Below are 6451 nucleotides of genomic sequence, written 5' to 3'. Positions count from 1 at the left end.
AGCGCTTCGAAGAACCTTGCCTTCAAGTCCCCAAAATCCACGATCCCCGCAACTCCCTGAACAACAGGGTGTTGCGGGGATCGCTAGAACCCGCCTTCGGGCGGGGGCCTTCGCGTTGTCCCTTTCCAGCCCCGCCAGGGGGCCCGTCCAGCCCCGCCGGCGCTTGAGGCGGTCTTTCCAGCCCCGCCGGCGTTTGAGGCGCGGGGTGCGGGGCGGAGCCCCGCGAAGCCCGGCGCAGCCGGGGCGCGCAGCGCAACGGCGCCGCACCCACCGCACCGGCACCCGCAGCGGCTCAGCGCCGCCGCAGGTCCGCGACCCGCGCCCGCTCCCCCGCCTGCGGCTCCAGCAGCCCGCCCGGCGCACTGCGCAACTGCGCCGTCGGCCCGCCCCGCCGCTGCACCGGCAGCGGTGACTCCCGCCGCGGCCGGCGACCCGCCATCCCGTCCCCGCCGGAGGCCGTCGTACCGCCCGCCACCGTGATCTGCACGCCCTGGTCGGCCAGCGCCTGGAGTTCGGTGGCGGCCCGGTCGTCGTGCGGCGGCGGCTCGTCGGTCACCAGCCGCGTCATGACGTCCGTCGGCACGGTCTGGAACATGGTGTCGGTGCCCAGCTTGGTGTGGTCGGCGAGGACCACCACCTCCGCCGCCGCCTGCACCAGCGCCCGGTCCACGCTCGCGGAGAGCATGTTGGAGGTGGACAGCCCGCGTTCGGCCGTCAGCCCGCTCCCGCTCAGGAAGGCTCGCGACACCCGCAGCCCCTGGAGGGACTGCTCGGCACCACTGCCGACGAGCGCGTAGTTGGAGCCCCGCAGGGTGCCACCGGTCATCACCACCTCGACCCGGTTGGCATGGGCCAGCGCCTGGGCGACGAGCAGCGAGTTGGTGACCACGGTCAACCCGGGTACCCGCGCGAGCCGGCGGGCCAGCTCCTGCGTGGTGGTACCCGCGCCGACGACGATGGCCTCGCCCTCTTCGACGAGGCCGGCCGCCACATCGGCGATGGCCGTCTTCTCCGCGGTGGCGAGATGGGACTTTTGCGGAAAGCCGGACTCCCGCGTGAAACCGCCCGGCAAGACCGCACCGCCGTGTCGGCGGTCGAGGAGTCCTTCGGCCTCCAGTGCCCGCACGTCCCGCCGTACGGTCACTTCGGAGGTCTGGACGACGCGGGCGAGCTCCCGGAGCGATACCGCTCCGTTGGCCCGCACCATTTCGAGGATCAATTGGCGACGTTCTGCAGCGAACACGAAACTGACAGTAACCCGGGCGACCGACTGCTTTCAGCTCCTTCCGCCGGAATACCGAAGTTGTCCATAAGGTGGGGCGACAAGTGGTATACGCGGTCGGACAGTTGCGTGAACAGTCCGCCACAACCCCACGCGTCGCCCCAAACCCCTTGTGGAACAGGGCGGTTCGCGGCGGTTACGCCTCCCCGGCGACCTTCCGGGTGTGCAGTTGGCGCGCCACCTCGGCGATCGAACCGGACAGGGAGGGGTACACGGTGAACGCGTTTGCGATCTGCTCGACCGTCAGGTTGTTGTCGACGGCGATCGAGATGGGGTGGATGAGCTCGCTGGCGCGCGGTGCGACGACCACACCGCCGACCACGATCCCGGTGCCCGGGCGGCAGAACAGCTTCACGAAGCCGTCGCGGATGCCCTGCATCTTCGCCCGCGCGTTGCGCAGCAGCGGGAGCTTCACCACACGGGCGTCGATCTTGCCGGCGTCCACGTCGGCCTGCGTGTAGCCGACGGTGGCGATCTCGGGGTCGGTGAAGACGTTCGAGGAGACCGTCTTGAGGTTCAGCGGGGCCACCGCGTCCCCGAGGAAGTGGTACATCGCGATCCGGCCCTGCATGGCGGCGACGGACGCCAGCGCGAAGACGCCGGTCACGTCACCGGCCGCGTACACGCCCGGCGAGGACGTGCGCGACACCTTGTCGGTCCAGATGTGCCCGGACTCCTTGAGCCGGACCCCGGACTCCTCCAGGTTCATGCCCTGGGTGTTGGGGACGGCGCCGACCGCCATCAGGCAGTGCGTGCCGCTGATGACCCGGCCGTCGGAGAGGGTGACCTCGACCCGGTCGCCGACCCGCTTGGCGGACTCGGCGCGGGAGCGGCCGATGACGTTCATGCCGCGGCGGCGGAAGACGTCCTCCAGGACGGCGGCGGCGTCGGGGTCCTCGCCCGGCAGCACCCGGTCGCGGGAGGACACCAGCGTGACGCGGGAGCCGAGGGCCTGGTAGGCGCCCGCGAACTCGGCGCCGGTCACGCCGGAGCCGACGACGATGAGCTCTTCGGGGAGCTCGTCGAGGTCGTAGACCTGGGTCCAGTTCAGGATGCGCTCGCCGTCGGGCATCGCGTCGGGGATCTCGCGGGGGTGGCCGCCGGTCGCGATCAGCACCGCGTCGGCCGTCAGGACCGTCTCGGAGCCGTCGGCCGCGGTGACGATGACGTCCCGGGTGCCGTCGATGCCCTGCGGTCCGCCGAGCTTGCCGCGACCGCGCAGGACGCGTGCGCCCGCCCGGGTGACGGAGGCGGTGATGTCGTGCGACTGGGCGAGCGCGAGGCGCTTGACGCGCCGGTTCACCTTGCCGAGGTCGACGCCGACGACGCGCGCGGCCTGCTCGATGTGCGGGGTGTCGTCCGCGACGACGATGCCGAGCTCCTCGTACGACGAGTCGAAGGTCGTCATGACCTCGGCGGTCGCGATGAGGGTCTTGGAGGGCACGCAGTCGGTCAGTACCGAGGCTCCGCCGAGTCCGTCGCAGTCCACGACGGTCACCTCCGCGCCGAGCTGGGCCCCCACGAGGGCCGCCTCATACCCGCCGGGTCCGCCGCCGATGATCACGATCCGGGTCACGAAAACTCCGCCTCACGTCTACCCGGCCGGCTGCCGCCCCGGCCGGGGCTTCCGGGGGGTCTCCCCGGGGGATGCATTCCGTGCCCCATTGTCCCGCACGCTTCAAGGTGCTTCACGCCCGGTCCCGCCGTCCGCTCCGCCGATCCGGTCGTCCCGGGTCGTCCCCGGTCATCCCTCCGGGCACGCCGCCCGGGCCGCCCCTCCCGTACCCTCGACCTCATGTCGCTCTACGCCGCGTACGCCGGCAACCTCGACCCGCGGCTGATGACGCGCCGCGCTCCGCATTCGCCGCTGCGCGGCACGGGCTGGATCAACGACTGGCGGCTGACTTTCGGCGGCGAGCAGATGGGCTGGGAGGGGGCGCTGGCGACGATCGTCGAAGCGCCGCGCCAGCAGGTCTTCGTGGCCCTGTACGACATCGCGCCGCTCGACGAGGACTCGATGGACCGGTGGGAGGGCGTCGGGCTCGACATCTACCGCCGGATGCGGATCCGGGTGCACACCCTGGACGGCGAGGAGGCCGCCTGGGTGTACGTCCTGAACGGCTACGAGGGCGGCCTGCCCTCCGCGCGCTACCTCGGCGAGATCGCGGACGCGGCCGAGTCCGCGGGCGCCCCGCACGACTACGTGATGGAACTCCGCAAGCGCCCCTGCTGACTCGTTTCGCACGCGCCCCTCGACGCCGCCGGCCCGATCCAGCCCCGCGGCCGAAACCGGCGCGCGGCCTCCTGGGCAGGCCCCCGGGGACGATTCGGCGGAAACGACAAGGCAACGATCCGAACACCGTGAGCTGTGCCATCTACGCGCGTAGGCCGAGAGCGGTTACGCTCGTCGGCGTGAACGCATCTGTTACCGACCCCTTCGCCGACGCCACCGCGGCGGCCGCCCGCCTGCGCGAGCTGACCGGCGCCGAAACCCACGATGTCGCCCTCGTCATGGGCTCCGGCTGGGCCCCCGCCGCAGAGGCGCTCGGTGCGCCCGAGGCCGAGTTCCCCGTCACCGAGCTGCCCGGCTTCCCGCCGCCCGCCGTCGAGGGCCACGGCGGCAAGATCCGCTCGTACAAGATCGGCGACAAGCGCGCGCTGCTCTTCCTCGGCCGGACCCACTACTACGAGGGCCGCGGCGTCGCCGCCGTCGCCCACGGCGTCCGTACCGCCGTCGCCGCCGGCTGCAAGACCATCGTGCTGACCAACGGCTGCGGCGGTCTGCGCGAGGGCATGAAGCCCGGCCAGCCGGTCCTGATCAGCGACCACCTCAACCTGACGGCCACCTCGCCGATCGTCGGCGCGAACTTCGTGGACCTCACCGACCTCTACTCGCCGCGCCTGCGCGCGCTGTGCAAGGAGATCGACGAGACCCTCGAAGAAGGCGTCTACGTCCAGTTCCCCGGCCCGCACTACGAGACCCCGGCCGAGATCAACATGATCCGCGTCATGGGCGCGGACCTGGTCGGCATGTCCACCGTCCTGGAGGCCATCGCCGCCCGTGAGGCCGGCGCCGAGGTGCTCGGCATCTCCCTGGTCACCAACCTGGCGGCCGGCCTGTCCGGCGAGCCGTTGAACCACGAAGAGGTGCTCCAGGCCGGCCGCGACTCGGCCTCGCGCATGGGCAAGCTGCTGACCCAGGTCCTCGCCCGCATCTGAGGACCGTACGAGTCGTACGAGAGGTAAGGCGGAAGTAGTGCAGGAAGTGCAGGACGATCTGATCACCCGAGCCCGCGCCTGGCTGGCCGAGGACCCGGACCCGGAGACGGCGGCGGAACTCACCGAGCTCGTCGAGGCCGGCGACACGGCGTCGCTCGCGGACCGCTTCTCCGGAATGCTGCAGTTCGGCACGGCCGGGCTCCGCGGCGAGCTCGGCGCGGGTCCGATGCGGATGAACCGCGCCGTGGTCATCCGGGCCGCGGCGGGTCTCGCGGCCTACCTCAAGGCCCAGGGCCACGCCGGCGGCCTGGTCGTCGTCGGCTACGACGCGCGCTACAAGTCGGCGGACTTCGCCCGCGACACCGCCGCCGTGATGACCGGCGCCGGGCTGCGCGCGGCCGTCCTGCCCCGCCCCCTGCCGACGCCCGTCCTCGCGTACGCCATAAGGCACCTGGGCGCCGTCGCCGGCGTCGAGGTGACCGCCAGCCACAACCCGCCCCGGGACAACGGCTACAAGGTCTACCTCGGCGACGGCTCCCAGATCGTCTCCCCGGCGGACGCCGAGATCGCGGCGGAGATCGAGCGGATCACCACCCTCGATTCCGTCCCGCGGCCCGAGTCCGGCTGGGAGGACCTCGGCGACGAGGTCCTGGAGGCGTATCTGGCGCGTACGGACGCGGTCCTGACCCCCGGCTCCCCCCGGGGCGTGCGGACCGTCTACACGGCCATGCACGGCGTCGGCAAGGACGTCGTGATGGCCGCCTTCGCCCGGCACGGCTTCCCGACCCCGGTCCTGGTGGCCGAGCAGGCGGAGCCGGACCCGGCCTTCCCCACCGTGGCCTTCCCCAACCCGGAGGAGCCGGGTGCGATGGACCTGGCCTTCGCGACGGCCGCCGAGGCCGGCCCGGACATCGTGATCGCCAACGACCCGGACGCGGACCGCTGCGCGGTGGCCGTGCCGACCGAGGGCGGCGCGGACGGCGGCTGGCGGATGCTGCGCGGCGACGAGGTCGGCGCGCTGCTGGCCGCCCACCTGGTCCACAAGGGGGCGCGGGGCGTCTTCGCGGAATCCATCGTCTCCTCGTCGCTCCTGGGCCGGATCGCGGACGCCGCGGGCCTGCCGTACGAGGAGACCCTCACCGGCTTCAAGTGGATCTCCCGGGTCGAGGGCCTGCGCTACGGGTACGAGGAGGCGCTCGGCTACTGCGTGGACCCCGAGGGCGTCCGCGACAAGGACGGCATCACGGCCGCGCTCCTCGTCGCCGAACTGGCCTCGCAGCTCAAGGAGCAGGGCCGCACCCTGACCGACCTGCTGGACGACCTGGCGATGGCCCACGGCCTGCACGCCACCGACCAGTTGTCGGTCCGGGTCTCGGACCTGTCGGTCATCAGCTCGGCGATGGCGGCGCTGCGGTCGCGGCCGCCGGTGTCACTGGCGGGCCTGCGGGTCGTCTCGGCGGAGGACCTGAACGAGGGCACGGAGTCGCTCCCGCCCACGGACGGCCTGCGCTACTACCTGGAGGGCGACCACAAGGCCCGGGTGATCGTCCGCCCGTCGGGCACGGAGCCGAAGCTGAAGTGCTACCTGGAGGTCGTGGTCCCGGTGGCCGACGCCTCCCACCTCACCTCGGCCCGCACCCGCGGCCAGGAGATCCTGGACGCGATCAAGAAGGACCTCTCGGCGGCCGCCGGCCTCTGACCCGTCCCGCACCGCGCGCCGTGTCCCGGAGCCGTGCGCGGGCCACGCCCTTACGGTCCCCGCGCCCCCCGAGCCTTCCGGCCCGGGGGGCGTCGCCGTTCCCCGGCCCGCCGGTCCGTTACCTGTACGCGCCCCGGCCCGCGGGGCGGTACCCCCACGGACGCATCGGCCGGCTCGGGCGGCCCGTCGCCAGCCCGCTGCGCGGGGCCTTTCCCCCACCCGCCCCTTCCCGAAACCGGGCTCCGCCCGGA

The 6451-nt window shown here is 72.7% G+C and carries 5 protein-coding genes; 3 read left to right on the top strand and 2 right to left on the bottom strand.

The window, feature by feature from the left end; translation table 11 throughout:
• Window positions 1-292 precede the first annotated feature (292 nt).
• Both ACFVXJ_RS17100 and ACFVXJ_RS17095 read right to left on the bottom strand, forming a co-directional pair.
• On the bottom strand, window positions 293-1243 hold the full coding sequence (locus ACFVXJ_RS17100; RefSeq protein ID WP_389662451.1) for a DeoR/GlpR family DNA-binding transcription regulator: 951 nt from the start codon (window positions 1241-1243) through the stop codon (window positions 293-295).
• Between the two features lie 175 nt (window positions 1244-1418).
• Window positions 1419-2858, bottom strand: a complete 1440-nt coding sequence (locus ACFVXJ_RS17095; protein WP_389662450.1) for an NAD(P)H-quinone dehydrogenase — start codon at window positions 2856-2858, stop codon at window positions 1419-1421.
• 219 nt (window positions 2859-3077) lie between these two features.
• Here ACFVXJ_RS17095 and ACFVXJ_RS17090 point away from each other — a divergent pair, with 219 nt between their 5' ends.
• From ACFVXJ_RS17090 to ACFVXJ_RS17080, 3 genes are all read left to right on the top strand, one after another.
• A complete protein-coding gene (locus tag ACFVXJ_RS17090) occupies window positions 3078-3515 on the top strand; it encodes a gamma-glutamylcyclotransferase (RefSeq protein WP_136217134.1) in 438 nt (145 codons plus the stop codon).
• 179 nt (window positions 3516-3694) lie between these two features.
• Window positions 3695-4501, top strand: a complete 807-nt coding sequence (locus ACFVXJ_RS17085) for a purine-nucleoside phosphorylase (protein ID WP_361312208.1) — start codon at window positions 3695-3697, stop codon at window positions 4499-4501.
• A gap of 46 nt (window positions 4502-4547) precedes the next feature.
• A complete protein-coding gene (locus tag ACFVXJ_RS17080; RefSeq protein ID WP_389662470.1) occupies window positions 4548-6200 on the top strand; it encodes a phospho-sugar mutase in 1653 nt (550 codons plus the stop codon).
• Window positions 6201-6451 lie beyond the last annotated feature (251 nt).

The sequence above is a fragment of the Streptomyces sp. NPDC058279 genome (assembly GCF_042881255.1).
Classification (GTDB): Bacteria; Actinomycetota; Actinomycetes; order Streptomycetales; family Streptomycetaceae; genus Streptomyces.
Note: the sequence above shows the minus strand (reverse complement) of the source record. Positions and strands in the feature narration are given on the sequence as shown.